Annotated in this window: 23 protein-coding genes; 18 read left to right on the top strand and 5 right to left on the bottom strand. The window is 72.0% G+C overall.

Features of this window, described 5'->3' with window-relative positions; translation table 11 throughout:
* Nucleotides 1-85: 85 nt before the first annotated feature.
* The 3 genes from NAF06_RS04170 to NAF06_RS04160 form a co-directional block, all read right to left on the bottom strand.
* The gene (locus tag NAF06_RS04170; RefSeq protein WP_008582455.1) at nt 86-2131 is read right to left on the bottom strand and encodes a type II secretion system F family protein; all 2046 of its coding nucleotides are present in this window, start codon (nt 2129-2131) and stop codon (nt 86-88) included.
* Entirely contained in the window at nt 2128-4578 is a 2451-nt protein-coding gene (locus tag NAF06_RS04165) for a type II/IV secretion system ATPase subunit (RefSeq protein WP_049908653.1), read from the bottom strand. The genes NAF06_RS04170 and NAF06_RS04165 overlap by 4 nt, the downstream gene beginning before the upstream one ends.
* 179 nt (nt 4579-4757) lie before the next feature.
* Nucleotides 4758-5654, bottom strand: a complete 897-nt coding sequence (locus tag NAF06_RS04160) for a glycerophosphodiester phosphodiesterase (RefSeq protein ID WP_008582451.1) — start codon at nt 5652-5654, stop codon at nt 4758-4760.
* A gap of 345 nt (nt 5655-5999) precedes the next feature.
* Here NAF06_RS04160 and NAF06_RS04155 point away from each other — a divergent pair, with 345 nt between their 5' ends.
* The 12 genes from NAF06_RS04155 (at nt 6000) to NAF06_RS04100 (ending at nt 18739) form a co-directional block, all read left to right on the top strand.
* Nucleotides 6000-6758, top strand: a complete 759-nt coding sequence (locus NAF06_RS04155; protein WP_008582449.1) for a DUF1028 domain-containing protein — start codon at nt 6000-6002, stop codon at nt 6756-6758.
* Nucleotides 6759-6782: 24 nt separating this feature from the next.
* Nucleotides 6783-8444, top strand: coding sequence for an ABC transporter substrate-binding protein (locus NAF06_RS04150; protein WP_239638700.1), 1662 nt, complete (start codon nt 6783-6785; stop codon nt 8442-8444).
* The gene (locus NAF06_RS04145) at nt 8441-9418 is read left to right on the top strand and encodes an ABC transporter permease (protein WP_008582444.1); all 978 of its coding nucleotides are present in this window, start codon (nt 8441-8443) and stop codon (nt 9416-9418) included. Before NAF06_RS04150 ends, NAF06_RS04145 begins: the two co-directional genes overlap by 4 nt.
* On the top strand, nt 9418-10329 hold the full coding sequence (locus NAF06_RS04140; protein WP_008582442.1) for an ABC transporter permease: 912 nt from the start codon (nt 9418-9420) through the stop codon (nt 10327-10329). Before NAF06_RS04145 ends, NAF06_RS04140 begins: the two co-directional genes overlap by 1 nt.
* Complete coding sequence (locus NAF06_RS04135; RefSeq protein WP_008582440.1) at nt 10322-12466, top strand: ABC transporter ATP-binding protein; 2145 nt, start codon at nt 10322-10324, stop codon at nt 12464-12466. The genes NAF06_RS04140 and NAF06_RS04135 overlap by 8 nt, the downstream gene beginning before the upstream one ends.
* A gap of 107 nt (nt 12467-12573) precedes the next feature.
* Nucleotides 12574-13518 (top strand): glycosyltransferase family 2 protein, encoded by a 945-nt coding sequence (locus NAF06_RS04130; protein WP_008582437.1) that lies wholly within the window; start codon nt 12574-12576, stop codon nt 13516-13518.
* A gap of 82 nt (nt 13519-13600) precedes the next feature.
* Complete coding sequence (locus tag NAF06_RS04125) at nt 13601-14758, top strand: sensor histidine kinase (protein ID WP_008582435.1); 1158 nt, start codon at nt 13601-13603, stop codon at nt 14756-14758.
* Nucleotides 14759-14856: 98 nt separating this feature from the next.
* Nucleotides 14857-15861, top strand: a complete 1005-nt coding sequence (locus tag NAF06_RS04120) for an alcohol dehydrogenase (RefSeq protein ID WP_008582433.1) — start codon at nt 14857-14859, stop codon at nt 15859-15861.
* Nucleotides 15862-15968: 107 nt separating this feature from the next.
* Nucleotides 15969-16142, top strand: a complete 174-nt coding sequence (locus tag NAF06_RS04115) for a hypothetical protein (protein ID WP_160162866.1) — start codon at nt 15969-15971, stop codon at nt 16140-16142.
* 90 nt (nt 16143-16232) lie between these two features.
* On the top strand, nt 16233-17285 hold the full coding sequence (locus tag NAF06_RS04110; protein ID WP_008582431.1) for a zinc-dependent alcohol dehydrogenase family protein: 1053 nt from the start codon (nt 16233-16235) through the stop codon (nt 17283-17285).
* A 74-nt stretch (nt 17286-17359) separates the two neighbouring features.
* A complete protein-coding gene (locus NAF06_RS04105; protein WP_192813799.1) occupies nt 17360-17536 on the top strand; it encodes a hypothetical protein in 177 nt (58 codons plus the stop codon).
* A gap of 120 nt (nt 17537-17656) precedes the next feature.
* The gene (locus NAF06_RS04100) at nt 17657-18739 is read left to right on the top strand and encodes a DUF8127 domain-containing protein (protein ID WP_008582429.1); all 1083 of its coding nucleotides are present in this window, start codon (nt 17657-17659) and stop codon (nt 18737-18739) included.
* Between the two features lie 44 nt (nt 18740-18783).
* On the opposite strand, the gene NAF06_RS04095 is transcribed toward NAF06_RS04100, so the two are convergent.
* Nucleotides 18784-19542: an HFX_2341 family transcriptional regulator domain-containing protein gene (locus NAF06_RS04095; RefSeq protein ID WP_008582427.1), complete on the bottom strand. Its 759-nt coding sequence runs from the start codon at nt 19540-19542 to the stop codon at nt 18784-18786.
* Nucleotides 19543-19835: 293 nt separating this feature from the next.
* On the opposite strand from NAF06_RS04095, the gene NAF06_RS04090 reads away from it, so the two are divergent.
* The 4 genes from NAF06_RS04090 (at nt 19836) to NAF06_RS04075 (ending at nt 22066) form a co-directional block, all read left to right on the top strand.
* Complete coding sequence (locus NAF06_RS04090; RefSeq protein WP_049908633.1) at nt 19836-20522, top strand: class I SAM-dependent methyltransferase; 687 nt, start codon at nt 19836-19838, stop codon at nt 20520-20522.
* Nucleotides 20519-20791: a DUF8101 family protein gene (locus NAF06_RS04085; RefSeq protein ID WP_008582422.1), complete on the top strand. Its 273-nt coding sequence runs from the start codon at nt 20519-20521 to the stop codon at nt 20789-20791. Before NAF06_RS04090 ends, NAF06_RS04085 begins: the two co-directional genes overlap by 4 nt.
* A gap of 62 nt (nt 20792-20853) precedes the next feature.
* On the top strand, nt 20854-21039 hold the full coding sequence (locus tag NAF06_RS04080) for a hypothetical protein (RefSeq protein WP_008582419.1): 186 nt from the start codon (nt 20854-20856) through the stop codon (nt 21037-21039).
* Nucleotides 21040-21109: 70 nt separating this feature from the next.
* A complete protein-coding gene (locus tag NAF06_RS04075; protein WP_008582417.1) occupies nt 21110-22066 on the top strand; it encodes an ABC transporter substrate-binding protein in 957 nt (318 codons plus the stop codon).
* Nucleotides 22067-22111: 45 nt separating this feature from the next.
* Here the strand turns inward: NAF06_RS04075 and NAF06_RS04070 are convergent, their stop codons facing one another.
* Entirely contained in the window at nt 22112-22570 is a 459-nt protein-coding gene (locus NAF06_RS04070) for a hypothetical protein (RefSeq protein ID WP_006629484.1), read from the bottom strand.
* 56 nt (nt 22571-22626) lie between these two features.
* On the opposite strand from NAF06_RS04070, the gene NAF06_RS04065 reads away from it, so the two are divergent.
* Nucleotides 22627-23682 carry an ABC transporter ATP-binding protein gene (locus NAF06_RS04065; protein WP_008582413.1) on the top strand — a complete coding sequence of 352 codons (1056 nt, stop codon included), beginning with the start codon at nt 22627-22629 and terminating at the stop codon, nt 23680-23682.
* A complete protein-coding gene (locus NAF06_RS04060) occupies nt 23679-24566 on the top strand; it encodes an ABC transporter permease (RefSeq protein ID WP_008582411.1) in 888 nt (295 codons plus the stop codon). The genes NAF06_RS04065 and NAF06_RS04060 overlap by 4 nt, the downstream gene beginning before the upstream one ends.
* Nucleotides 24567-24642 lie beyond the last annotated feature (76 nt).

The following is a 24642-nucleotide window of genomic DNA, read 5'->3' as shown; positions in this document are numbered from 1 at the left end:
CGTGTGTATGCGTCGGCACGGTAGAAAAGGCTCGTGTCGGGATGGCGGCGCGGGAAACAAAACAGTCCGAGCCCTCTCGCCGCGCTCACACTAACCCGCCCACGGTGAACACCACGTAACAGCACGCCACCAGCGCGCCGGAGTGGAGCAGCGCGGCGTAGCGCCCGCGCGCCGCGGTCCCGGCGAACCACCCGGACGCCAGCACGGTCGCCTGCGTGACGACGTACAGCCGGAACCGCTCCAACTCCGGATACACCCCCTCCGGCTCCGTCACCGCCTCCGACGCGGCGGCGATCTCTGCCAGCCGCGCGGCGTCGACCACCTGCGTGTTCACGACCGCGACGACGCCGGCGACGAGGACCGCTGCGGCCCAGCCCACCGCGATGTACGGCTGCATCGCCGAGCGGAGCGCGCGCTGCTCGCTGTAGAGCCGCCCGACCTCGATCCGGAGTGTCTCGAAGACGGCGTCGGCGTCGCCGCCCGCGTTCAGCGCCCCCGTGACCAGCCCGAGCGTCCCGGCCGCGAGCGGCGTCCCCACGCGGTCGACGAACCGCTCGATGGCGGCCGCGCGCACGTCGACCGCGACCGCCCCCTCGGCCGAGTCGGCCTCTCCGGTCACGGCCTCGGTCGCGGTCGTCGACCGCAGCGCGAACGCGAGGTCGGCCACGTCGTCGTTGAGGACGCCGAGGTCCGCGTCGCGCGCGACCGCGTCGACCGCCTCCGCGAGCGGCCGCCCCTGCGCGACGTGGCCCGAGACGGCGTGGACGAAGTCGGCGAGTTCGCGGTCCCTCGCGTCGTCGATCCGGGTGCGCCGCGCGGCGACGAGCCCGACCGGCACCGCGAACGCCGCGTACCCGATGAGGACGACGTTGACGAGCGTGTAGCCCGCGACCGCGAGCCAGCACGCGAGCGCGAGGGCCGGCCCCGCGGCGACGACCGCCGTGCTCGCGGGGTTCCGGCCGGCGCTCGCGAGAACCGTCCGGGGGTTCGCCGGAAGCTCGTAGCTCGCCCGCTGGCTCGGCGGGCGGAGCGTGCCGACCGCGACCGCGGCCGCGAGCCCGAACGCGACGAGGAACGCGACCGCGCCGTAGAGGACGACCGCCCGGGTCGGCACCACGCCGACGGGCGTCTCGACCGGCGGGAGCAGTTCGGGAATCACCACCGACAGCGCCGTCGCGCCGATGACGAGCAGCGCCGGCAACACCAGCACGGCGACGAACAGCTCGGTCAGGAGTTCGAGGAACCGACGGGCGCGCTTCCGGGCGCGGTCCTGCCGATGGGAGAGCATCCGGCGCTCGGTCGCGAGGAACGCCGAGAGCGCCTCGTCGCCGGCCGCCGCGCGCTTCCGGAACTTCAACAGGAACGGCGCGAGCAGCTCCCGGGAGGGGGTGTCGCGGGCGACGCGCCGCAGCCCCTCGTCCAGGCTCCCGGCGAGCCGGGCGGCGTTGAGCGCCTTCCGCAGCGAGGTCGCGGTGGCCCCGTACGCGTCGTCGTCGGCCGCCTTCCGGAGCATCGCCCGCGGCCCGTCGCTCCCCGAGGCGAGCAGTTCGAGGTACCGCACCGCCCCGGGGAGGGTGCGCTCGATGTCGGTCCGCCGCGTGGCGGCCACCCACCGGAGGTGGAGCCCGGCGGCCGCCACGGTCGCGCGCTTCGCGAGGAGCGCGACCGCGACCGCGACGAGCGCCGCGGCGCGGTCCGTGCTGAGCGGCCCGACCGAGCCGGGCGTCGGCGCGGGCGTCGCCGTCGGTCCCCCGGAGAGCAGCGCCGCGCCGAACCGGGCCTCGACCGCGGCCGCGACCGCGGGGGCCGCGCCGGCAGCGACGACGAGCGCCGGGAGGAAGACGGCGGCCGCGACGACCCACGAGAGCCCGTACGTCCGCGCGAGGTACGTCTCGAATCCGATATCGAGCGCGGTCCCGCGGTACCGCTTCCGGTCGGCGTCGTGGCGGCGGTCGCTCGCGTGGCGCGCGAACAGCGCGTAACAGACCCGGTCGACGACCGCCAGTCGGCCACCCGTCGGGAGCGGGTCCTCCGTGCCCGCCCCGCCCGCTTCGGTCGCGCCGGTCGCCCCGGCGGTCCCCTCGCTCGCGCCGGTCGCGCTGGTCGCGCCGGTCGTCCGCCGCCGGCTCACGACCGCCTCCGTCCCGCGGGGTCGCTCTCGCCGTCCTCGCCGCCGTCGCTGCCGTTCCCGCCGCCGCCGCGGTCGTTACTCCGGCCCCTCGTCCGCGCCGCGCGCTCGACGGTCGCCGCCTCGTCGGTGCGCAGGTCGGCGAGGAACTCGAAGAGCGCCTCCGGGTCGTCCACGCCGTCGCGCACGAGGTACTCCACGTACCGCCGCTTCGACTCGAACTCGGCCGCGACGGCCTCGCGGTCGCGGTCGGTCCGGCTCGCGATCCGGTCGAAGACGCGGAACCGCGGCCCGGCTCCCGGTGCGTCTCCCCGACCGTCGCTCCCGCCCGGCGCGCCGGGGAACCGGAAGGCCCCGTCGCCGTCGCGCCACGCGACCGTGTTGTACCGGACGGACTCGTCGCCGACCTCGACGACGCCCGCGCCGCCCCGCTTCGGGTCGCCGCTCGGGCTCCGCTTCGCCTCGGGGTCGAGCCCCTCGTAGGCGGCCTCGGAGAGCGGCTCTATCGCCCGGGAGACGTAGCGCTCCCCGTCGACCTGCCGGGGGAAGACGACGAGGTCGACCTCGCGCAGCAGGCGCGCGGGCAGGTCGCGCTCGCGCAGGCGGTCGGCGAGCGCCCCGATGTCCTCGGCGTGCGTCGTGCCGATCACGCCGTGCCCGGTCGCCAGACTCTCGCCGAAGGTCTCGAAGCTCTCCGGGGTGTTGATCTCGGCGATGACCTCCACGTCGGGGTTGAGGTAATTGGCCTCGGTCATCAGCTCCGCCATCCCCACCGACTTGTAGGCGTCCTCGTGGTCGCGGGTGGTGAGCGAGACGCCCGTCTCGTGGGGGAGCCGCACCTCCCGGGACCCCTCGTCGACGGAGACCGGTCGGGCGTCGAACGGGATGAACGGCGCGTGGGCGTTGAGCAGCGTCGTCTTCCCCACGCCGGTCGGGCCGGCGAAGAGGACGACCCCGCGGTGTTCGTACAGCAGCCACAGAAGCGTCACCAGCTCGACGGAGAGCGCGCCGCGCTCGACCAGATCGACCGGCGTCAGCGCGTCCGCGCGCTGCTTCCGGATCGAGACGTGCGGGCCGCCCTCGGAGATGACCGGCAGCGCGACCGCACACCGGATCGTCTGCGGCACGCCGTCGAGTTCGAGGTTCACCTTCGCGGAGGGCGTCGAGGCGTTCAGCTCCGTCCCGTCGCGGGCGGCGATCCCGGTGACGACGTTGACGAACGTCGTCTCGTCGTCGAACGACAGGTTCGTCGGCACGCGCTCCCCGGCCGTCGGCGGGTCGACGTCGGCTCCGGGCTCCCCGCCCGCCCCCGTCTCCGCGTCCTCCGCCGCGTCCGTCGTCTCCGCCGCGCCCGTCGCCTCCGCCCCGTCCGCCCCCGACAGCACCGACGCCCGCGGCACGACCTTCACGCGCTCGCCGACGCGGTTCGCCTCCACGTCCTCCAGGTACGGGTCGCGTATCGGGACCGTCAGGATGCCCTCGCCGACGAGGTCGCGCAGGACGTAGTACGCGAGGTCGTCGAGCCGGTCGCGGGCGTACCGCGAGTCGACCGGCGGCGCGGCGAGCCCCCGCTCCGCCAGCGCGGCCCGCGCCCGGTGGGCCGCCGCGTCGAGCCACGCCCGGGTGTTGCGCGCGGTGAGCCGCCGCGAGAGGAACCGCCGGGCGCGGGCGGCGACGAACGACTCGCGGTCCTCGACCACGTCGCTCACGGTCGTCTCCCAGATCCGAGACTTACACTCCTCGATGAGCTCCTCGTCGCCCGGCAGCAGGTCCGGCTCCAACACCGCGTACTTCGTCTCGAACGCGTCGGACCCGAGCAGCCGCTCGCGGTAGACGACCACGTCGACCGCGAGCCCCGCGAACTCGACCGCGTACTGCGCGAGCCGTTCGGCGGCGACCCGCTCGACGTAGTCGGCGTCGGCGTCGATCCCGGTCTCCAGCGGCGCGAACGTCTCGGTGTGGACCACCAGCTCGCGCTCGTCGCCCACGTCCGCGACCTCGATCCGGTCGTCTAAGGCGATCGGGGTGAGCTCGCCGAGCAGCCGGAACTCCCGCAGCGCGTGGTAGTCGATCCGGCGGCGCGCGGCCGCGCTGGCGTCGACCAACCGGTCGATCGCCTCCGCGTACTTCGGGTCGAACCCCCGCTCGGCCCGCTCGACGACCCCGACCCGGGTGAGCGGGCGGCGGTGTCGCACCGCGGAGAAGCGGTCGCGGACCCGGTCGAGGGCGCGCTCGTCGGCGGGCGACAGCGGCGGCTCGCGCACGTCGTAGCCGAACCGCCCGCCGTCGCGCTCGCGGACCGTCGCCACCACGCCGGGTGCCGACTCGTACTGCGCCCGGACGTCCGGCGCGTACCACGCCTCCGGGTCGTCCGGCGGCACGGGCGCGGGCACGGACTCGTCGCCCCCGCTCGTCTCCGCCCCGATCCGCAGCGTTGGTCCGTCGCTCACGGCTCGGCTCCCCGCGACGGCCGGGTCGTCGCGGCACTCGCGTCTCGGCTCCACGTCATCGTTCGATCCGCGGGTGACGGTCGGGCCGATTTAAGCGTTATTTTCCACTTCGAACCCATTATTTCAGCGTTCGAAAACGTCTGCGCAAACGGTCGCGGACGGCCGACACTCGGGCCCCGTCACCGGCCGCGGTGGGGTCCGACACCGCCGTCGGTCCCGAAGGCGGCCATCTCCGGGTAGTCGGCGATCAGTCCGTCCACGCCGAGCTCGATCGGCGTCGCCGCCTCCCGCCAGCTGTCGATCGTCCAGACGTTCACGGCCCGCCCCTCCTCGTGGGCGATCTCGACCAGCTCCCGGTCGAGGACGCCGGTCGAGCAGTTGAGCGCCTCCGCGTCCAGCTCCCGGGCCACGGCCAGGTTCTCCTCCGTGTCGCTCCCGAAGATCGGCGCGACGTCGACGTCGGGATCGACCTCCCGAACGGCGCGGATGGCGTCGTGGTCGAACGAGGAGGCGTAGAACGGACCGGGGTACCGATACGCGGCGTCCAGCGCCCGCTTCGCGAACTCCTCCCACGAGAGCGGTCCGCGGTCCTTGAACTCGAGGTTCATCGTCACCGGCGGCCTGGTCGCCGAGAGCACCTCGGCGAGCGTGGGGATCGTCTCGCCGGAGCCGAGGACCTCCGCCTGAAGGACCTCCTCGGAGGGCGTCTCGGCGACGAGGCCGGACTCGTCCGTCAGATCGTCGAGGCGGGCGTCGTGGAAGACGACGATCTCCCCGTCGCTCGTCGCTTCGAGGTCGACCTCGATCCGGTCGGCACCCAACCGGGCCGCCCCGGAGACTGCGGCGACCGTGTTCTGCGGGAACACGTCACGATACCCGCGGTGAGCGCTGACGTACGGTCCCCCCGACCCGCGGCCGTTCCCGACCCTCGATCGGTCCCCGGTCGTCGCACCGGAGGCCGCCGTACCCGAGGCTGCCGCACCGGAAGCCGCCGCGACCCCGAGCGCCGCACCGGCCGTTCTGACGACGTTTCGACGCGAGACCGCGTCCGCGATGGCGGTGAGGTCGTGTACCATCGGGTGGGTCCGCGGGGGGCGCGCTGATATTCGTTTATATGAGGTGGACGTATCAATCAAAAAAGGTTTGAACGGAAAATAGCTCTCAATCGCGGTATCGAGCCACCCGTATTCCGAGAATTTCAGCGAGACCGCGCGTTCCGGTCCGTCGCAGGGGTCCGTCGAGGCGATATCATACGCGGTTTATAAGCAATAATTTATCGGTTTTAGAACAGATACCAAACGCGAAGATATCTCCGAGATAGCTCGGTTTCCGACTGCGGTTCGTCGGTATCATCTATTTGACGGACGATGTGTCTCTGAAGCCAAAATTTAATATCTATGTTGCCATGCCGTGACATACCTGTGTCAGAGAACAGCACACACGATAGCACCGACACCGCGGCTACGGACCGAGACCCCTCGTCGCCCTCGGACCGCTTCGCCCCCGGAACGTTCTCGATCGCCGCACGCGATCCCGACACCGGCGCGTTCGGCGTCGCGGTCAGCACGGCTCTCGTCGGCGTCGGCGCGCTGTGTCCGTTCGTCAGCGAGAACGCGGCCGTCGCGACGCAGTCGTACGTGAAGGTGTCTCACGGACGGAACGCCGTCGACCTCGCCGACAGAGGCGTGTCGGTCTCGACCGCGTGCGAGGCCCTGCTCGCGGACGACCCGCACGACACCTACCGGCAACTCCACGGCGTGACCGACGACGACGCCTTCCGATACACGGGTGGCGACTGCGTCGACTGGGCCGGCGACCTCGCCGGCGACGACTACACCGTCGCGGGCAACATGCTCGACGGCGGCGACGTGATCGAGGCGGTGAGCCGGGGATACGCGGAGGCCGACGGGGAGTTCGCCGACCGACTCATCGCCGGGCTGGAGGCCGGCCAAGCCGCCGGCGGCGACAAGCGCGGGAAGATCAGCGCCGCGCTGCTCGTCGCGGCACCGGAGCCGAAGCTGTCCCACAACCTGCGGGTGGACAACAGCGACGACCCGGTCGACGAGCTCAGAGCGGCGTACGACCTCGCCGTCGAGACGGAGGCGGAGCTGCCGGCGGTCGCCGAGGACCAGCTCGGGGAGTACCCCGACGCGATCGTCGACTTCGGAATCAAACGCTAACGAACGACATGCGCGATACTGACAATGAGTGACAGATCTGCGGACGCGGAGAGTCGTATCGACCGGCGGCGATTCCTCGTCGCCACGGGAATGGCGGGCGTCGGCACCACCCTCGCCGGGTGTTCCGGCGGCGGGTCCGGCGGTGACGGCGGGTCCGGCGGTGACGGCGGCGACGGCAGCGGCGGCGGCGCGACGGGACCGTCCGGCGAGCCGCAGGAGGGCGGGACGCTCGTCTGGGGCCACAGCGAGGTCACCCAGGAACTGGACGTTCATCTGGCGCAGACGGCCGCCTCGTCGCGGTTCCTGAACAACGTTCACGAGACGCTCGTCGGCCTGAGCGGCGAACTGGAGATATCGAACGCCGCCGACGTCACGCGACCCGGACTCGCCGCGGACTGGGAGATCAACGACGACCGGACCGAGTACACGTTCACGCTGCGCGACGGCGTGACGTTCCACGACGGGTCGGAGCTGACCAGCGCCGACGTTCGGTACACGTTCGAGCGGATCATGGACCCCGACGTGGGGGCCCGGTACAGCGGCGTCCTCACCGCGGTCGAGTCGATCGAGACGCCGGACGAGTCGACTGTCGTCCTGTCGATGAGCGAGCGGTACAACCCGCTGCTCCGACAGCTGGCGTTCACCGGAACGGCGATCATCCCCGAGGGGTCGGCCTCGGAGCAGGCCTCGAACCCGGTCGGGACCGGTCCGTTCGTCTTCGAGTCGCGACAGCAGGGCAACCGCGCCGAGCTGTCGGCGTTCGACGACTACTGGGGCGAGGGGCCGTACGTGGACACGCTCGAAGAGCGGACGATGACCGACCCCGACACCCGGCTCACCGGGCTCACGGACGGGGACCTCGACTACATCAACGACATCCCGCTCGACGACATGTCCGACTACGTCGACGGCGCGAACGACGCCGTCCAGACGTCGACGTGGCGGCCGCTCGCGTTCAACCACATGTACCTCCACAACGACCGGCCGCCGTTCGACAGCGTCAACTGGCGGCGGGCGATCGACTTCGCGATCGACAAGCAGGAGCTCGTGGAGGGGGCGCTGTTCGGGCAGGGAAGCACGCTCGCGACCCCGAGCTTCCCGAACAGTCCGTACCGGAACGAAGACCTCGATCCGCGGCCGCAGGACGTCGAACAGGCGCGGTCGCTGATCGAAGACTCCGAGTACGGCATCGACGAGTTCGCGCCGCTGGAGTTCAAGGTGACCACGAACTACCCGTGGCACGTCACGGCGGCGACGATCATGGAACAGCACTTCTCCGAGGTCGGTCTCGACGTCGAGATCCAGGAGCTCCAGTGGGGCGACTGGCTGACGCAGGTCACCTCGAACATGGACTACCGGATGGCGATGGTCAACTGGTTCGGCGGCTGGGAGCCGGCGCAGATGTACCGTGGGCTGTTCCACTCGGAGGGGTCGTTCAACTCCTTCGCGTACGCCAGCGACGACTTCGACTCGGCGATCGAGAACGCCGAGACCGCGCCCAGCGAGGAGGAGGAGGTCGAGTACTACCGCGAGGCGCAACGGGTCCTCCACGAGGAGGTCCCGTCGCCGATGCTGTGGTTCCGCGACGGGGCCATGGCGGGGAAACCGTCCGTCGGTGGTCTCGACACGGTGCTGGCCCCGAACAACACCGAGGTGAACTTCGGGTCGGCGTGGCTCGACGAATGAGGTCGGCCATCGACGCCCAGTTCGCCCGGTACGCCGCGCGCCGCATGGGGCTGTTGATCGTGTCGCTGCTCGGCGTGTCAGTCGTCACCTTCGGGATCGTCAACGTCCTTCCGGGCGACGTGGCGCTGCTGATCCTCGGCAACCGGGCGAGCCCGGAGCGGCTGGAGGCGCTCCGCCAGAGCCTCGGGCTGAACCGCCCGATCTGGATCCGGTACTTGGACTGGCTCGGCGGCGTCCTCACCGGCGACATGGGCGAGTCCCTCCGGTTCGGCGACCCGGTGGCGCGGCTGATCGTCCAGCGGCTGCCCGCGAGCGCGTTCCTCGCCGGTGCCGCGGTCGCGATCGCCGTCACGGTCGCCATCCCGCTCGGCGTGGTCGCCGGACAGGCCCGCAACACGTGGAAGGACTTCACCACCAGCGTCGTGGCGTTCACCGGGATCAGCCTCCCGGACTTCTTCTGGGGACTGGTCCTGATCCTGGTGTTCGCCGAGTTCCTCTCGGTGCTTCCGCCCTCCGGCTACGTGAACCCGGCCGCGGACCCAATTGGCGGACTCAGACACGTGGCGCTCCCGGCGCTCTCGCTCGGCTTCGCGCTCATGGCGCACCTCACGCGTATGACCCGATCGTCGCTCATCGAAGAGCTCCGGGCGGGGTACGTCAGGCTCGCCCGCTCGAAGGGGGTCTCGGAGCGCGACATCGTCTACCGACACGCGCTCCGAAACGCCTTCCTCCCGGTACTGACGGTGATCGGGCTCCAGATCGGGTTCCTGTTCAGCGGGATCGTCATCATCGAGCAGGTGTTCGCGTACCCGGGACTGGGTCGGCTCGCGTTCCAGGCGCTGTTGAACCGCGACACCACGCTGATCCAGGGCTCCGTGCTGACGATCGCGACGGTGTTCATGCTCAGTAACCTGATCGTCGACCTGCTGTACGCCGTCTTGGACCCGCGGGTCCAGACCGGGGGTGGTGCCTGATGGCCGCCGAGAGCGCGGACGCGGCGCGGTGGCTCACCGACGCCCGCCGCCGGAAGCTCGCGGACCTGTTCGCCCGGTATCGGTCGAACTCGAAGGCCGTCGCCGGGTCGGTCCTCATCGGACTGCTGATCGTCGTCGGGCTGTTCGGACCGCTGTTCGTCTCGCTGGAGCAGGCGAACGCGTTAGACGTCGCGAACCGCTTCCAGCCGCCCGGTCCGGCCCATCCGATGGGGACGGATCACCTCGGTCGAGACGTCCTCCTCCGGATCGTCCTCGGCGCGCGGATCAGCCTCTACATCGGCGGGTTGAGCGTCGGGATCGCGACCGCGGCCGGCGTCCCGCTGGGGGCGGTCGCGGGATACGTCGGCGGCAACGTCGACGACGCGATCATGCGGACGATGGACATCTTGATGAGCTTCCCCCCGATCCTGCTCGCGCTCACCGTCGTCGCCGTGCTGGGTCCGTCGCTGACGAACGCGATGATCGCGATCGGGGTGACGTACGTCCCGTACTTCGCCCGCGTCACGCGCAGCGAGGTCGTCTCCGTCGTCGAGGAGGACTTCGTCGAGGCGGCGCGGGCGCTCGGCGAGCGCGACAGCCGGGTGCTGTTCCGGGAGGTGCTGCCGAACGCCGCCGCACCGATCATCGTTCAGGCGTCGATCAGCCTCGCGTTCGCCATCCTCGCGGCCGCGGGGCTCTCGTTCCTCGGACTGGGTGCGCAGCCCCCGCAGCCGTCGTGGGGGCTGATGATCAGACAGTCGAAACAGTACCTCGCGCAAGCGCCGTGGATGGCGATCTTCCCCGGACTGGGGATCGCGACGACCGTCCTCGGTTTCAACCTCCTCGGGGACGGGATCCGCGACGTCCTCGATCCGACCATGAGCGCGGAACTGGGGGCCGAAAATGAGTAACGAACCGGCGTACACGCGACGGCGATCGGACGAATCGACGGCGTCCGCGGGAACGCCCCCGGACGACCGCCTGTTGACCGTCAGCGACCTCACCACGGTGTTTCACACCGAGGAGGGAGTCGTCCACGCGGTCGACGGCGTCGACTTCCACCTCGACCGCGGCGAGATCCTCGGGCTGGTCGGCGAGAGCGGTGCCGGCAAGAGCGCGACGGCCCGGTCGGTGCTCCGGCTCATCGACGATCCGGGCGAGATCGTCGGCGGCCGCGTCGACTTCGAGGGGACGGACGTTCGGTCCCTCTCCGACGAGGGGCTTCGGGAGTTCCGCGCGTCCAACACCGGAATGGTGTTTCAGGACCCGACGACCACGCTGAACCCCACCATGACAGTCGGGCGACAGGTCGCCGAGGCGGTCCGGACGGCGCGGGGCCTGTCCCGAAGCGCCGCGAAGCGCGAGGCGGTCGACCTCCTCGACCGGGTGGGGATCCCCGACGCGGCGTCGCGGGCGAACGACTACCCGCACGAGTTCTCCGGCGGGCAGAAACAGCGGGTGATCGTCGCGATCGCGATCGCCTCGGAGCCTGACCTGCTGGTCGCCGACGAGCCGACGACCGCGCTCGACGTCACGATACAGGCCCAGATACTGGAACTGCTCGACGACCTCCGCGAGGACCTCGGGATGTCGATCCTCTTTATCACTCACGACCTCGGCGTAGTCAGAGAGATCTGCGACCGGGTCGCGGTGATGTACGCCGGGAGCGTCGTCGAGAGCGGCCCGGCGGAGTCGCTGTTCAGCGACCCCCGGCACCCGTACACCAAGGGGTTGCTCGCGAGCATCAACAGCGTCGACGACGGGGCCGGACCGGGCGACCGGGACCGGCTCGACGTGATCGAGGGGCAGATGCCCGACCTCACCGGCACCGCGGACGCGTGTAAGTACGCGGACCGGTGTCCCGGCGCGACCGAGGAGTGCCGCGAGGCGCACCCCGATCTGGAACCCGTCCCGACCGATCCGGGACGCTCGGTCGCCTGTTACCGACACGAGCACGTCGGCGAGATGGCGTACGAGTACGACCACGAGTCGCGCTCGCTCTCGTGGCAGACCGACCGCGCGGACGGCCGCGGCGACGCCGGAGACGACCCCGTCGTCGAGACCGACGGGCTGGTCAAACACTTCGACACGAGCGGTCCGATCGAGCGGTTCCTCGGCGATCCGGAGCCGGTCAGGGCCGTCGACGGGATCGACATCGAGATCGACGCGGGGTCGACCGTGGGGCTGGTCGGCGAGTCCGGCTGCGGGAAATCGACCGCCGCGCGGGCGTTGCTCCGGCTCATCGAGCCGACCGACGGCTCCGTGACCTACCGCGAGACCGATGTCACGGCGGCGGGATCGGACGAGCTCCGGTCGCTCCGCCGCGACCTCCAGATCGTGTTTCAGGACCCGCAGTCGAGCCTCAACCCCCGTCGGACGGTCCGACAGATCGTCCGCCGTCCGATGGACCTCCACGGGATCGGGTCGCAGGGCGACCGCGCCGACCGCGTGGCGGAGCTGATCGACGCCGTCGGCCTCGACACGTCGCACCTCGAACGCTACCCCCACGAGCTGTCCGGGGGCCAACAGCAGCGCGTCGGCATCGCGCGGGCGCTGGCCGTGAACCCGGAGGTGATCGTCCTCGACGAGCCGGTGAGCGGGCTCGACGTCTCGGTCCAAGCGCAGATCCTGAACCTGCTCGCCGACCTCCAAGACGAGTTGGGGCTCGTGTACCTGCTCATCAGCCACGACCTCTCCGTGGTCGAACACGTCTGCGACCGAGTCGCGGTGATGTACCTCGGGCAGATCGTCGAACACGGTCCGACGGGAGAGGTGTTCGACCCGCCGTACCACCCGTACACGGAGTCGCTCCTCTCGGCGATTCCCGGGGGAGAACAGCACGAGGACCGCATCGTCTTGGAGGGTAACGTCCCGGACCCGTCGAACGTCCCCTCAGGCTGTCGGTTCCACCCCCGGTGTCCGCGCAAGATCGGCGAGGTCTGCGAGCGGGAGGACCCGACCGACCACGCGGTCGACGGCGAGACCATTGGCTGTCACCTCATGCGCGAGGAGTACGCCGACGAGGTAGACTGGGACACGGCGGACTGAATCCGCCGTAGTCCCTCTGCTGGGCGAGAACCGGACGGCGAGCCTCCCGTCGGGAACCGCGCTGCGGCCGGTGACTATTTGACCGGGTTCGCACAACGATCGATCCGATGCCGAACGACCCGGCGGCCCCGGTGAGCGTCGTGTTGCCGACCCGCGAGTGGACGCCCGCCTGCGCGGAGTTGGCGGCGCAGGTCGGGCCGGCGGACGAGTTCCTCGTCGCCTGCGACGGGCCGAGCGATCCGGTCGTCGACGCGGCGGAGGGGACGGCCGCGACGGTCGTCGTCGCCGGGGAGCCGACGGGCTGTTCGGCGAAGTGTAACGCGCTGGCGGCAGGGTTAGAGCGCGCGAGCCGCGACCGGCTGGTGTGTACGGACGCGGACTTCGAGCACGGCGAGGAGTGGCTGGCGACCGTCCGGCGGCTGCTCGCGCGGGTTCCCGAGGGCCACGTCCTCTCGACCGCGCCCGTGCTGGCGAGCGAGGGCCCGGTCGGGAAGCTGTTGGAGCCGTCGAGCGCCGTGGGCGTCGCGACGAGCGTCCGGTTCGATTCGGGCGTCTGGGGCGGGACGATGGCGTTCCGGCGCGGCGAGGTCGACGTGGACGCGTACGTCGCCGACCTCCGGCGGACCGCGGGCGACGACGCGCTGTTGGCCGAGCGCGCCGACGGGATCGAGACGGCGCGCTCGCTCGTGCGGGAGATGCCGGTCGACGGTACCCTCTGCGGGACCCTCTCGCGGCGGGTGCGGTGGACGCGGATGGGGCTGTACCTCGACCCCGCGGGGATCGCGACCCGGGCGCTGCTGCCGCTCGCCGTGATCGCCGGGACGCTCGCCGCGCCGTTCGTCACCGTCCCGCTGGTGACGGGGGTCGCCGCGGCGGCGTACGCGGCGCTCGGCGTCCACCGCTGGACGTTCCTCCTCGCGGTGCCGGGGTACGCGCTGGCGCTCCTCCTGCTCTGTTACGGACTCGCCCGCGACGAGTTCGAGTGGACCGGACGCCGGTACCGGTGGGAGTCGCTGTACGACGTGACCGTCCTCGACCCGGACGGGAAGTGAGTCCGCCGCGCGGGACCGCAGTTCTCCGATCTGATAGCTCGTCGCGAACGGTTATTACCCGAACGCGACGACTCACCGACGAATGCGGACCACACGGCTCCGGAACGCGGCCGAACTCGGCCTGCTCGCGGCCGTGGGTCTCGTCCCGCTCGGGTACCACCTGCGCTCGCTGTCGTCGATGAGCGACCCCCTCGCGATCGTGAGCGGCGTCGCGGTTCCCATCGCCTGTAGCGCGCTCGTCGCCGCCGCGACGGTGCCCATCGCTCGCTCGCCGCTCTCGCCGGCGCACACGCTCCGCATCACCGGGTGGAGCGCCCTCGGAGCGGTGACGCTCGGCGCGGTCGCGCTGCTCTTCGTCACCTACGAGACGAGTCAGGGGCCGTCGCCGACCGGCCCGCTCGTCGTCATCGGCGGCGCGGCGTCGGCCGGGTCGGCGTTCGGGCTCGCGTTCGGGCTGACCGACGCCCGCCAGCGGCGCACGCAGGACCAACTCGAACGGGCGAACGCCCAGCTCACGGTGTTGAACCGCGTGCTCCGTCACAACATCCGCAACGCCATGACGGTCGTCAGCGGACGGGTCGAGTTCCTGGCGGACCGCGCCGACGGCGGCGGGGAGAGCGCCGCCGTCGTGGAGGAGAACGTCGACCGGCTGCTGTCGGTCAGCGAGCACGCCCGCCACATCGGCGCGGTGATCGGGTCCGAGGGTCCCGACGGCCCCGGGGACGTGGAGACGGTCGTGGACCTCGTCGAGGTCGTCGACGGCGTGATCGAGCGGCTCGAAACCGAACACCCGAACGTCGAGTTCGACGCCCCCGCGGCGGCGACGTGTCGGGTCCGGGCGCACCCCCTCACCGAGGCCGTCACGTCGGAGGTGATCGAGAACGCCGCGGTCCACGGCGGCGACGCGCCGCGGGTCTCGGTCTCGCTCCGCCGCGTCGGCGACGGCGTCGCGGTCCGCGTCGCCGACGACGGGCCGGGGATCCCCGCGGAGACGATCGAGACGCTCCGGCGCGGCTACGAGACCTCGATGCGTCACACCGACGGACTCGGCCTGTGGCTCGTCCAGTGGGTCGTCGACCGGTCCGACGCCGACCTCGGCTTCGAGTCGACGGCGGACGGGCAGGTCGTTCGGATCCGGTTCGAGCGCGTCGAGGAGACCGAGGGCGTCCCGGCCGCGGGCCCGAGCGAGGACCCGGCCGGCGCGGGAGGGGTCCGGGACGCCGTCGGCGCGGACGACTGATCCACTTGTCGCTCTCTCTCCCGAGGAGACCGACCGGCTCGCCGGCGACGACACGTTCTTCCGCGTCTCGGGGCGATGAACGACCGATGTCAGACACCATGCGAGCCGCGGTCGTCTCGGAGCCGGGAGCCGACTTCGAGGTCGTCAAGCGGGACGTGCCCGAGCCGGGCCCGGAGGAGGTCCGGGTCGCCGTCGAGGCGTGCGGGATCTGCCGCAGCGACGAGTTCGTCGTCGAGGGCGGCTATCCCGGCGTGAGCTACCCCCGCGTCCCGGGCCACGAGATCGCCGGGACCGTCGACGCGGTCGGCGAGGACGTCGACGCGTGGGAGCCGGGCGAGCGCGTCGGCGCGGGCTGGCACGGCGGCCACTGTTTCACCTGCGAGGCGTGCCGCCGCGGCCAGTTCCTCCAGTGCGAGAACGCCGAGATCACCGGGCTCACGTTCGACGGCGGGTACGCCGAGTACGCGACGGTCCCCGCCGAGGCGCTGGCGGCAATCCCGGACGGGCTCGACGCGGTCGACGCCGCGCCGCTACTGTGCGCCGGGATCACGACCTACAACGCGCTGCGCAACTCGGACGCGCGCGCCGGCGACCTCGTCGCCGTCGTCGGCGTCGGCGGGCTCGGCCACCTCGCGGTCCAGTACGCGCACGCGGCCGGCTACGAGACGGTCGCGATCTCGCGCAGCCCCGACAAGGAGTCGCTCGCCCGCGATCTGGGCGCGGACCACTTCGTCAACGCCGCCGAGGCGGACCCGGCCGAGCGGCTCCGGGAGTTAGGCGGCGCGAGCGTCGTCCTCACGACCGCGCCCGCGAGCGACGCGATCGAGTCGGTCGTCGGCGGGCTGGGGACCGACGGCTCGGTGATAATCGCCGGCATCCCCGGCGAGCCGGTGTCGGTCGACGCCGGGCAGCTCGTCGGAACGCGCGGCGCGGTCGAGGGCTGGGGGTCGGGCCACGCCCGCGACTCGCAGGACACGCTGGAGTTCAGCGCGCTGCGCGACATCACGCCGGAGATCGAGACGTTCGACCTCGGCGACGTCGACGCGGCCTACGAGCGCATGGCCGAGAACGAGGCGCGGTTCCGCGTCGTGTTGGAGCCGTAACGGCGCGGTTCGCGTCAGCGCGTCCGTCTGCGTCGGTACCGCTGGTAAGTCGCTGATACGCTAAATCGCTCAAAATTTAATAACACGGGGCCTGAAACCTTCGTGCGATGTACTGGTCTCCGCCAGCGCTCTCCCGCGTACAGTTCCTCTCGGCAGGCGTGGTAACTGCTGTCACCGTCGCGTACTCGGTGGCGATCGTCGGGTCGGCGATCTCGGCGCTCGTACTGCTCTCTCCGTTGCTCCTGGTGTACCTCGTGTGGGGGTTCCTCAAAGCCGCCTGACCGACCGCCGGCCGATCGATCGTCCGATTTCCGCTCCGACCGGTTTCCGGCACCCCCTCACTTTTGCCCCGTCCGCCAGTAGTCGATCGCATGCGCGCAGCCGTCTTCAACGGCCCCGGCGAGATCGGCGTCGAAGAGCGACCGCGGCCCGAGCTCGAGGCCCCGACGGACGCGATCGTCCGCGTCACACACACCGCGATCTGCGGGTCGGACCTCTGGTTCTACCGCGGCGACAGCGACCGCGACCCCGGATCCCCGGTCGGCCACGAGCCGATGGGAATCGTCGAGGCGGTCGGCGACGACGTGACCTCCGTCGACCCCGGCGACCGCGTGCTCGCCCCCTTCGCCATCTCCTGCGGCGAGTGCGAGTTCTGCCGGAAGGGGCTCCACACCTCCTGCGAGAACGGAGACTCGTGGGGCGGCGACAACGGCGGCGGGCAGGGCGAGTACGTCCGGTCGACCCACGCCGACGGGACGCTCGTCCGGGTGCCCGACCGCCACGCCGACGACGAGGACACGCTCCGCTCGCTACTCCCGCTGACCGACGTGATGGGCACCGGCCACCACGCGGCCGTCAGCGCGGGCGTCGACGAGGGCTCGACGGTGGCCGTCATCGGCGACGGCGCGGTCGGCCTCTGCGGCGTCCTCGCGGCCCGGCGGCTCGGCGCGGAGCGGATCATCGCCGTCGGTCACCACGAGGACCGGCTCGAACTCGCCGAGGAGTTCGGGGCCACGGAGACCGTCTCCGAGCGCGGCAACGAGGCGGTTGAGCGAATCCGGGAACTGACCTACGGCGGCCCGAACCACGTGATGGAGTGCGTCGGCGCGGCGAGCGCCATGAACACCGCGGTCGACGTCGTCCGTCCCGGCGGCACCATCGGCTACGTCGGCGTCCCGTACGGAGTCGACGACGAGGGCCTCGACGTGTTCGGGATGTTCGGCGACAACGTCACGCTCGCGGGCGGCGTCGCCCCCGTCCGCGCGTACGCCGAGGAGCTGATGGCCGACGTGTTACAGGGCACGCTCGACCCGTCGCCCATCTTCACCGAGACGGTCGACCTCGACGGCGTCCCCGAGGGGTACCGCATGATGGACGAGCGCGAGGCGATCAAGGTGCTGGTGAAGCCGCACGGCGACGCGTAGACGGACGCGTACCGACCGATTTCGACCGATTTGGCGTAACTTTTAGAACCGTTCGGCCCATGCGGATAGTTGTCATGTGCCACCATTACGACGAGGCGCGCACGTGGACGGAGATCCAGACGCGTCACCGGGCCGAGGAGGCGGACGAGAACGTCGACGAGATCCCCGACGTCGACGCGGTCGACGAGCCGGCGGACGAGACGGAGGAGACCGAGCCGCCGGCGGAGCCGCGCGCCCCGGCCGACGACTGACGCGGTCGGGCGCGACCCCGCCCCGAACCCCGACTTTCTATCGCGCCGTCGCCCCGCCAGCCGCGGCCGCGGCGCTCCCGAGCGAAAAACTTTCAACTGGAATTCACGAACGCCCCGTTCGTGTCCCCCGCCCTCCCCTCCGCCCGAACCGCCGCGATCGTGGCCCTGCTTCTCGTCGGCGTCATCCTCAGTTTCGCCTTCCACGCGACGGCCGCCGGCTCGGAGATCGCCTACGAGGCCACGCCGGTCGAACCCGGCGAAGATCCGGATCTGGTGGCGGAGGCGTCCCCCGACGTCACCGACCTCGACGAGCGGCTCTCGGACGCCGCCGACCGGAACCGGGAGCCGGTCCGCACCGCCGCCGCGACCGGATCGTTCGAGGGCGAAATCTCCTCGGAGTTGGAGATCGCGCTCGACGACGCCCGGTCGCCGTACGCCCGGTACGACGGGCGCTACTACGTCTGGAACCTGTCGACGCGCGGCGAGACGGCGAACGCGACGATCGAGATGCGCCCGACCGACGCCGAGTCGGTGTTCGCCGCCGTCGCCCGCCCGGCCGCCGAGTCGTCGTCGGACCTCCGCCGGATCATCGACGAGGGGACCGCGAACGGCTCCGGCGTCCGGACGGGGCTGTACCGTCGGGACGGGGCGTACTACGCCGTCGCGATCGAGAGCGAGGCCGCGGTCGTGAGCCGGATCGCGGCCTCGTTCGCGGGGTTCGCGCTCACGCCGGTCGGCCGCGGCTACGCCGCCGTCGGACTGGGACTGCTGGCGTACCGCTACCGGGAGCCCACCCGCGACCGACTCCTGACGGTCCGCCGCGCCGCCGCGGTCGCCGCGCTCGCACTCCCGCTTGCGCTCGTCGCCAGCGCCACCTTCGAGACCGGCTCGCTCTCCCGTCTCGTCACCGGTCCCGCGACCGCCGCGGTCGTCGCGTCGGGCGTCGTCGCCGGCGCGTGCGTCGCCCGGAGCCGGTGGCGCTCGCTCGTCGGGGTGACCGTCGGAATCGGACTGCTCGCCACGGCCGCGATCGCGGCCGCCCTCGGCCCGATCGGACTCCTCTTCGGCCCCCTCGCCGTGCTGTTCGGGATCGCGACCGGCGCGGTCCCGTTCGGGTACGGCTACTGGTTCGCGCGGCCCGCGTCGGACGCGACAAGTCCGTCAGACTCGGCGGGGCGTGAAGACCGCGACGCCGGTCCCTGACCCCGGTCCGCGACGCGCCGACCGGTCGCCGTCTCGGCTTCCGATCAGTCTCGGAGCAGGTAGCGGAACGCGCGGAGGTGGTTCGACCCGCTCTCGGTGACGGAGACGTACTGGTACTTGGAGTGCTCCTCGGTCTCGACGAATCCGCGGTCCTCCAGCGGGTCGACGACGTGGGCGTTGAGCCGCCGGTAGTACCCCCGTTCCGGGTTCTGGACGCCCTCGGTGTCGTAGCGCTCGACGAAGGGGAGCCCCTCCCGGCGGCCGTACTCGATGAGGTCGCCCTTGGTGACGGGCTGTTCCCGCTCGACGTGCGCGAGGACGGCGACGTGTTCGGCGTTCGGCTCCTCGATCGGGTACTTCGGGAGCGTCTCCGGTGGCTTCGCGCCGGAGGCCACCGGCCGCTCCTCGCCGCCCGCGTACTCCGCGGCGCGGACGTAGTACGGGATCGCGCCGGTGACCATACAGGCGATCATCCCCCCGATCGCGGTCACCTTCGACCCCGACGCGAGGTTCACGTAGACGTTGTGGTCGCGCAGTTCGTCCGATAGCTCTGCGATCGTCCCGAGCGAGCTGAAGAGGTTGAAGATGTCGCACTCGACGGTCTCCGTCTGAACCCCCTCGGCGCGGATCCGCTCGCGGGCGGTCTCGTGATACGACGGCCGGTCGACCCCCTCTCGGTCCGCGTCCGGTTCGAGGAAGATCACCTCGTCGGCGTCGCCGTCGACGACCGGCCGGACGATGCGGTCCAACTCGTACCCCAACGGGACGACGTGGACCCGCCTCGGAACGTCGAGGTCGCTCATGTGTTACCACGCGACGTGACGATATTGACAGTTGTGATCACACTGTCGTTGTTTTCGTCGTTGACGGCATAATTCCTATCCGATCGGACTCGCTATTTTCGGTCGCAGACGGGGTCTCCCGCTGTCCGCTCCCTCCGAACGACGCGGGTCGGCCGTCCGCGGTCGGCCCGTTCGGCCCTCCTCCGGTCCCCGCGGTCGGTCCGCCCCTCCCCGCCGGGACCTCGTCGGCGGTCTCGCCGGGACCCGCGCGATCCACCCACACCGTCAAGCCGCCGGCGTCCGTGGCGTTCGACATGGACCGCAACGCCGTGCGCCGCGCGTGGGACGAGGTCGCGGAGACGTACGCCGCCCGCCGCGACCCCGACGGCTCGGACGCGGCGCTCGTCGGCGACCTGCTCGACTCGCTGTCGACCCCCGGCTCCGCGGACGCCCCGCGCGTCCTCGACGTGGGCTGCGGCGACGGCGCGCGGACCCTCGCGAACCTCCCGCCGGGCAGCGTCGGGCTCGACGTCTCGCGGCGCGGGCTCGACCTCGCGAGCGAGACGGTGCCGGACGCCCGCCTTGTCCACGGCGAGATGACGGCGCTCCCCTTCGGCGACGACCGGTTCGACGGGATCACGGCGTACCACGCGGTGTTCCACGTCGACCGCGAGCGGCACCCCGAGGTGTACGCGGGGTTCGCCCGCGTCCTCCGACCGGGCGGCCGACTCCTGATGACGCTCCCGAGCGGCCGGTTCGAGACGGTCCGACGGGGCTGGATGGGCGGGCGGATGTTCTTCTCCGCCCCCGGCCGCGAGCGGACCCTCGACCAGCTCCGCGCGGCGGGGTTCACCGACGTCGAGACGACGACCGCGACCGACCCCCTCGGCAGCAGCACCGAGTTCGTCTTCGCGACGCTGGACCCGGACCGCGCGGCGGAGGCGGACACGAGCGAGGCGGGGGAGACGGACGCGACCGAGACGGACCCGAACGGCCCGTGAGCGACCCCGACGAGGTGCCCCACGACGTGCGCGCGAGCCTCGAACAGCTGCTCGCGGCGGCGGCGTCGGCGGCCGCCGACGGCGACGACGAGACGGCCCGGGCGGCGCTCGACACCGCCGAGACGGTCGCGACGAACAAGCTCCCGGCCGGCGAGCGGCGGGACCGGATCCGGTGGGGCTGTGCCGCGGCGGTCGACGCGCTCCCGAACGGCGACCTCGCGGCCGCGTACGCGACGGCGACCGCCGACGCCGTCGCCGACGGCGAGTGAGTTCGCGAGCGCCCCCGCGGCCGCCGTCACGCATTTGCTACCGCGGAACATCGGGCGCAACTATGGACCAGCGCGACGCCCGCTTCGCCCTCCTGAGTACCCTCCTCGCGTGTACCCTGCTGAACACGCTCGACGCCCCGACGGCCGAGTGGTTTCGGACGGCGTCGTTCGCCCTCGCGTACGGGACGCTGCTCTACGCCGGCTACGCCGTCGTTCGCCCCCGGCTCGGGTGGCTCCGCGCCCGGTGAGCGACCGCGTCCGGGCCTCGCCTTTCGCTCGGACCTCTGACTTTAGTCGCTCGCGTGCGTCAGGTCGACCATGCGCGTCGCCTCCCTGCTGCCCTCCGCCACGGAGACGCTGTTCGCCTTCGGCGTCGAGCCGGTCGGCACCTCGCACAGCTGCGACCACCCGCCGGCCGCCCGCGAGTTGCCGACGCTGACCAGCACGGTCGTCGACCACGAGGACCGCTCGGCGAGCGACATCGACGCCCAGATGCGCGACGTCGACGGCGCGGTGTACGACCTCGACGAGGGGCGGCTCGCCGCGCTGGAGCCGGATCTCCTCGTCACGCAGGCGACCTGCGACGTCTGCGCCGTCGACGCGGGCGAGGTCCGGGCGGCCGCCGAGCGCCTCGACCCCGCGCCCGACGTGCTCGCGCTGGACCCGCACTCCTTCGCCGACGCCCTCGACGACGTCGTGCGGATCGGCGAGGCGGTCGGCGAGGCGGCGGCCGCGGACGCGCTCCGCGCGGACCTCCGCGAGCGCGTCGACGCGGTCCGGGAGCGCGCCGAGCGGGCGGTCGCCGACGAGGGACGCCCCCGGACCGCCGTCCTCGACTGGACGGAGCCGCCGATCCGGGCGGGCCACTGGGTGCGCGACATGGTCGAACTCGCCGGCGGCGACCCCTCCTTCCAGCCCGACGGCCCCTCCGAGCCGGTCGCGTGGGCGGACGTCCGCGCCGCCGACCCCGAGGCCCTGGCGGTCGCGCCCTGCGGGTTCGACCGCGACCGCGCCGTCGAGGCGGTCGGCGACCTCGCGGACCGCCCCGGCTTCGACGAGTTGCGCGCGGTCCGCCGCGACCGCGCCTACGCGGTCGACGGCAACGGACTCTTCAACCGGCCGAGCCACCGGCTCGTCGACTCGCTGGAGGCGCTGTTCGGCTGTCTCCACCCGGACCACGCCGCGACGCCGCCGGCCGCGAACGACCGGGTCGCGCGCGTCTCGCGGGACGGGAGCGAGGCGGCGTCCCCGTCCGTCCGCGCCGACGGCGGGTGAGGGGTCGGCGCGGTCGTCGTCTCAGGTCTCCGCGCGGCTACCGCCTCAGGTCTCGGATCGGTCGCGGAGCGCCGACAGCGTCTCCGCCGCGCGTAGGTCCGCGACCGTACAGTACCACGCGCCGCGCACGCCGTTCCGGTCGTTCTCGACCGGCCGGTCCAGCGGCACGAGGTCGTCGAACTCGAAGACGACCACGACGCGCTCCTCGGAGAACGGGTCGATCAGCGCCGTCCAGTCGTCTTCGTCCATGGGCCCCGGCTCGCCGCGGGCCTGCTCGGTGCGGGCGGCCACGCGGGCGTAGTGCGTGACCGCGGAGACGGGGGCCGTCCGGTAGAAGGCCAGGTACTCGAAGTCGGCGCGGGTGCGGTCGTACGAGCGCGGGGCGGGGTAAAAGCCCTCGCGGCAGCGCTCGAAGGTGTCCGACTGCGTCGCGACGACGCAGACGCGGGCGTCGCCCGGCGCGTCGTCGTCGGGGGCGTCCGCCGCGAATCGGTCGAGGTCCACGAGCGTGTTGGGGGGCGAGCGCGGATATATCCCCGCTCGGCCCGTACCGCGGGGCAATGGCACGGAGCGCGGCGAGCGCGCGCGGCGGTCCCCGCGAGCGCGACGAGACGCGGAGCGAGGCGGACGACGCACCGAGCGACGGGACGCCCGGTCCGCCCGCCCTCGCGGTCGAGAACCTCACGAAGCGGTTCGGCGACGGCGACGACGCCGTGACCGCGGTCGACGACGTGAGCCTCACCGTCGAGCGCGGGTCGGTCGTCGGCCTGCTCGGCCCGAACGGCGCGGGCAAGACGACGCTGATCAAGTGCGCGCTGGGGATCGTCATCCCCGACGCGGGGTCGGTCCGGGTGTTCGGCAGCGACGTGCGCGACGGGCGCGGGACGGCCTACGCCGACGTGGACGCGATGCTGGAGGGCGCGCGAAACGACTACTGGCGGCTCACCGTCCGCGAGAACCTGCGCTACTTCGCGACGGTGAGCGGCGTCGACCCCGACTCGGTGGCGGCGCGCCACGACCGGCTGCTCGACCGGCTCGACCTGACCGACAAGGCGGACACGCCGGTCCGGGACCTCTCGCGCGGCATGAAACAGAAGGTGTCGCTGGCGAGCGTACTGGCGGGCGGCGCGGAGCTGGTCTTCCTAGACGAGCCGACGCTGGGGCTCGACGTCGAGAGCGCGCGGACGCTCCGGGCGGAGCTGCGCCGGCTCGCGGCCGAGGAGGGGCTCACCATCGTCGTCAGCAGCCACGACATGACGACGATCGAGGCGGTGTGCGACCGCGTCGTCATGTTGTCGAACGGCCGGATCGTCGCCGACGACACGGTCGCGGCGCTGCTTGGCGCGGCCGACCGCGACATCGTCCGCGTGGCGAGCCTCGACCTCGATCGCGAGACGGTCGCGGGGCTCCGCGAGCGCTTCGAGGTCGTCGCGGTCGACCGCGAGGCGACCCCGCCCGCGGTGTCGGTCGTCGCGGGCGGCGACCGGCTGTACGACCTCACCGACGCCCTCCGAGCGGCCGGCGTCACGGTCTCGGATATCCGGACGGTCCAGCCCGACCTGGAGGACGTGTTCCTCGAACGCACCGGCAGCGTTCCCGGAGGTGACTCCGCGTGAGCGGCGACGCGCCGTCGGCGGACGCGGCGGCCGCCGACGCGTCGAGCGCGGACGGGTCGCGGGCCGCGGACGCGACCGACGCCGCGGCCGTGGAGGAGGGCGAGCCGCGGCCGGCCACCTACTACCACCTCGCGCGGGCCGTGCTGTACCGGGAGTTCCTGATCTTCGTGCGCTACCCGGCGAACGCGATCGGCGGGATCGTGGTGTCGCTGTTCTTCTTCGCGGCGCTGTTCCTCGGCGGCCAGCTGCTCGCGGGGCAGGCGCTGACGGACTCGATCGAGGGGATCGTCGTCGGCTACTTCCTGTGGACGCTGTCGGTGGGCGCGTACTCGTCGGTGTCGAACGACATCGGCAGCGAGGTGCAGTGGGGGACCCTGGAGCGCCACATCACCACCCCGTTCGGCTTCGCGCCCGTCGCGCTGTTGAAGGGGGTCGCGAAGGTGGTGCGGACGTTCCTCACGAGCGCGGTGATCCTCGCCGTGATGCTCCTCGCGACCGGAACGCGGCTCAGCCTCGCGCCGGTGACGGTGGTCGTCGTCGCGGGGCTGTCGATCGTTTCGGTCCTCGGGCTCGGGTTCGCCGCGGGCGGCGTGACGGTGCTGTACAAGCGGATCGGCAACTGGCTCAACCTGCTCCAGTTCGGTTTCGTGGCGCTGATCTCCGCGCCCGTCTTCGACCTGTCGTGGACGCGCGTCCTCCCGCTGGCGCACGGGAGCGCCATGCTCCAGCGCGCGATGGTCGACGGGATCCGCCTGTGGGAGTTCCCGCTCGCCGACCTGGGCCTGCTCGTCGCCGTGGCGGTCGGCTACCTGCTCGGCGGCTACCTCGTGTTCCAGTCGGCCACGCGGCGCGCGCGGCGGTTGGGCGTGCTCGGCGACTACTGACCCGCCGAGGGAGCCCCGCGCGTTAACTCGATTCTGACATCTCGTAAAAAACCCCGACTGGGGTAGCTTTATTTTC

Origin of the sequence: Halorubrum hochsteinianum (genome assembly GCF_023702125.1) — an archaeon.
Classification (GTDB): Archaea; Halobacteriota; Halobacteria; order Halobacteriales; family Haloferacaceae; genus Halorubrum; species Halorubrum hochsteinianum.
Note: the sequence above shows the minus strand (reverse complement) of the source record. Positions and strands in the feature narration are given on the sequence as shown.

Excerpts from the sequence above, each read along its gene's own strand:
- NAF06_RS04125 (WP_008582435.1), top strand. The coding sequence starts at position 13,601 with ATGCGGACCACACGGCTCCGGAACGCGGCCGAACTCGGCCTGCTCGCG.
- NAF06_RS04135 (WP_008582440.1), top strand. The coding sequence starts at position 10,322 with ATGAGTAACGAACCGGCGTACACGCGACGGCGATCGGACGAATCGACG.
- NAF06_RS04115 (WP_160162866.1), top strand. The coding sequence starts at position 15,969 with ATGTACTGGTCTCCGCCAGCGCTCTCCCGCGTACAGTTCCTCTCGGCA.
- NAF06_RS04140 (WP_008582442.1), top strand. The coding sequence starts at position 9,418 with ATGGCCGCCGAGAGCGCGGACGCGGCGCGGTGGCTCACCGACGCCCGC.
- NAF06_RS04080 (WP_008582419.1), top strand. The coding sequence starts at position 20,854 with ATGGACCAGCGCGACGCCCGCTTCGCCCTCCTGAGTACCCTCCTCGCG.
- NAF06_RS04145 (WP_008582444.1), top strand. The coding sequence starts at position 8,441 with ATGAGGTCGGCCATCGACGCCCAGTTCGCCCGGTACGCCGCGCGCCGC.
- NAF06_RS04105 (WP_192813799.1), top strand. The coding sequence starts at position 17,360 with ATGTGCCACCATTACGACGAGGCGCGCACGTGGACGGAGATCCAGACG.
- NAF06_RS04075 (WP_008582417.1), top strand. The coding sequence starts at position 21,110 with ATGCGCGTCGCCTCCCTGCTGCCCTCCGCCACGGAGACGCTGTTCGCC.
- NAF06_RS04110 (WP_008582431.1), top strand. The coding sequence starts at position 16,233 with ATGCGCGCAGCCGTCTTCAACGGCCCCGGCGAGATCGGCGTCGAAGAG.
- NAF06_RS04120 (WP_008582433.1), top strand. The coding sequence starts at position 14,857 with ATGCGAGCCGCGGTCGTCTCGGAGCCGGGAGCCGACTTCGAGGTCGTC.
- NAF06_RS04095 (WP_008582427.1), bottom strand. The coding sequence starts at position 19,542 with ATGAGCGACCTCGACGTTCCGAGGCGGGTCCACGTCGTCCCGTTGGGG.
- NAF06_RS04065 (WP_008582413.1), top strand. The coding sequence starts at position 22,627 with ATGGCACGGAGCGCGGCGAGCGCGCGCGGCGGTCCCCGCGAGCGCGAC.
- NAF06_RS04160 (WP_008582451.1), bottom strand. The coding sequence starts at position 5,654 with ATGGTACACGACCTCACCGCCATCGCGGACGCGGTCTCGCGTCGAAAC.
- NAF06_RS04090 (WP_049908633.1), top strand. The coding sequence starts at position 19,836 with ATGGACCGCAACGCCGTGCGCCGCGCGTGGGACGAGGTCGCGGAGACG.
- NAF06_RS04150 (WP_239638700.1), top strand. The coding sequence starts at position 6,783 with ATGAGTGACAGATCTGCGGACGCGGAGAGTCGTATCGACCGGCGGCGA.
- NAF06_RS04130 (WP_008582437.1), top strand. The coding sequence starts at position 12,574 with ATGCCGAACGACCCGGCGGCCCCGGTGAGCGTCGTGTTGCCGACCCGC.